Origin of the sequence: Pseudomonas sp. EGD-AK9 (genome assembly GCF_000465935.2) — a bacterium.
GTDB lineage: Bacteria > Pseudomonadota > Gammaproteobacteria > Pseudomonadales > Pseudomonadaceae > Aquipseudomonas.
On record NZ_AVOF01000415.1, the window covers coordinates 1 to 2517 of the forward strand.

General features: G+C 70.4%; 2 protein-coding genes and 1 pseudogene. 2 read left to right on the plus strand and 1 reads right to left on the minus strand.

What is annotated here, in order from left to right:
• Nucleotides 1-58: 58 nt before the first annotated feature.
• Both N878_RS17595 and N878_RS17600 read left to right on the plus strand, forming a co-directional pair.
• A complete protein-coding gene (locus N878_RS17595) occupies nt 59-871 on the plus strand; it encodes an aldo/keto reductase (protein WP_021444905.1) in 813 nt (270 codons plus the stop codon).
• Nucleotides 872-1008: 137 nt separating this feature from the next.
• Entirely contained in the window at nt 1009-1920 is a 912-nt protein-coding gene (locus tag N878_RS17600; RefSeq protein ID WP_021444906.1) for a hypothetical protein, read from the plus strand.
• A gap of 40 nt (nt 1921-1960) precedes the next feature.
• Here N878_RS17600 and N878_RS17605 read toward each other — a convergent pair.
• A pseudogene (locus N878_RS17605) lies at nt 1961-2517 on the minus strand (histidine kinase); the annotation flags it as partial.

The window sequence follows — 2517 nt, forward strand, 5'->3', positions numbered from 1 at the left end:
CCTTGCCGGCGCTGCCGCGCCCGGACGTGGCGCAGCCGGTATGGGAGGCGCTGTTGCCATGAAGAGCACCCTGCACGATCTGCACCGCCCGCTGGGCTCCACCGGCCTGCTGGTTTCACCGCTGGGCCTGGGCACGGTCAAGCTCGGCCGCGACCAGGGGGTGAAGTACCCCAGCGGCTTCCGCATCCCCGACGATGCCCAGGCCGCCGCGCTGATCCGCCAGGCCCGCGAGCTGGGCATCAACCTGATCGACACTGCGCCGGCCTACGGCCTCAGCGAGCAGCGCCTCGGCCCGCTGCTGCGCGGCCAGCGCGACGCCTGGGTGATCGTCAGCAAGACCGGCGAGGAGTTCGACGACGGCCAGTCGCGCTTCGACTTCTCCCCGGCGCATACCCGCCTGTCGGTGGAGCGCAGCCTCAAGCGCCTGGAGACCGACCGCATCGACCTGCTGCTGGTGCACTCCGACGGCAACGACCTGGCGGTGCTGCGCGATAGCGGCGTGTACGAGACCCTGGCGGCGCTCAAGCGCGAGGGCAAGATCCTCGCCTACGGCCTGTCCGGCAAGACCGTCGAGGGTGGTCTGCTGGCGCTGCAGCAGGGCGACTGTGCGATGGTCACCTACAACCTCAACGAACAGGGCGAAAAGCCGGTCCTGGACTACGCTGCCAGTCACGCCAAGGGCATCCTGATCAAGAAGGCCCTGGCCAGCGGGCATGCCTGCCTGGGCGCCGGCGTCGATCCGCTGCGCGCCAGCTTCGAACTGATCTTCGATCACCCCGGCGTCAGCAGTGCCATCGTCGGCACCATCAACCCCGCGCACCTGGCGGCCAACGTGGCCACGGCGGCGGCGGTGATCCAGGACATCTGCTGAAACCTGCGCTTACCGGTGGTGGGTTGTCGCTCGGAGCCGCCTTGAGCCATTGTTGCGCTTCACCCTGACCACCCTGCGTCCGCCGGGCAGGCTGTCTGCCGCGCCGGCTGCACGCCCAGCAGGAACGAGGAGTCGAGATGCCGCGTACGCTGATCCGCAAGGACCCGAGCACCTTCAAGACCCTGCCGCTGTTCGTCGAGGCCGGGCCCGAGGGCCTGAGTTACCAGAGCCTGGGCCAGCCGCTGAACTTCCGTCAGATGCTCGAGCGGCGCCGGCCGCTGCAGGTGGCGGACAGCTGGCGCTTCGCCGCGGAGCTGGCCAACCTCGGCGTCTCGGTGCGCCTGACCCTGCGCCTGCACGGCCGCGACTACTGGCTGCTGGTACGCCAGCGCCGTCCGGATCGCGGCGACACGGTGCTCAAGCTGATTTCCGGCTATGTGCCGGCCCACGAACTGAACCTGCCGCTGCTCACCGCCATCCAGGAAGTGGCCGAGGAGTGCCTGCTGGAGACGGCCGACGGCTGGCTGGCCGGGCGCTTCGGCGATACCTGGCTGCCGACGCCCTACCAGGGCGCCCTGCGCTACCGCGAGGCCAGCCACTTCCGCCTCAGCCCGCTGTCCGGCGCGGCGCGCCCGGTGCAGTGCGGCAACCTGACCCTGCTGGAGCGCCCGCGTGCCTACGTGCACCTGCCCACCGCCTCGCTGCAGCTGGTCTACGACCTGAGCCTGGAGCTGCCGCGCGACGTGCGCCAATTGAGCCTGTTCCATGTCGACGAATGCCTGGAGGATGGACGCCTGGTCGCGCGCCTGGAGCGGCGCCGGCCGGACCTCTATCTGCTGGCCTTGCAGCAGGGCCTGCCCAGCGGCGAGCTGTTCACCCTGAGCAAGGGCGAACTGCGGCCGGCCAGCACCCGCGGCCTGTGGCTGTCGGAGAGTTTCGCCGAGCAGGACGGCTGGCTGGTGCGTGACGAGCGGATTCGCTGGAAGGATTGGCTGCAGCGCTGTGGCGCGCCAACGCCGCCGCGGCGTGCGCTGCTCGGCGTGTCCTAGGCGGGCGCCGTGCGCACCAGGCCTGAGCCGTGACCGGGCGTCAGTGCGCCCGGCTTTCGTGCATGCGCGTCAGCTGGCGTTCCAGCAGCGCCGGGTAGGGGTCGAGCAGGCGCTCGACACAGCTGGCGCCTTCCGGGCTGGCGATCGGGCGGATGCGTGCGCGCTGACGCGCCAGGCCATCCTGCGCCACCCGCTGTTCCACCAGCAGCAGATTGCGGCTGTGCTGCGACAGCGCCAGGGCGTCCAGGGCGCTGTCGCTGAGCAGCAGCTCGGCCTGACCGAGGCCGTCCAGGTCGCTGCCCAGGGTCAGGCCCAGCTGCAGTTGCAGGGTGATGCCGCTGTCGGCCACCTCGATCTGCAGGGCGTGGCCGAGGGCGCGCATCAACTCGCCGCAGCAGATGGCGTGGGTCAGGTAGTCCTCGCCGCATTCCTGTTCGTGGAACAGCATCAGGCTGCTGCCGTCCTTGAGCGTGTGCAGCTGGCCCTGATAGAGCGCGGCGGCCTGTTCCAGGCAGCCGCGATAGCGTTCCAGCAGGTCCAGCAGGCGCGTGCGCGGCAGGCGCCGCAGCTGCTCCTGTGCGCCGAGCTGGATGGCCA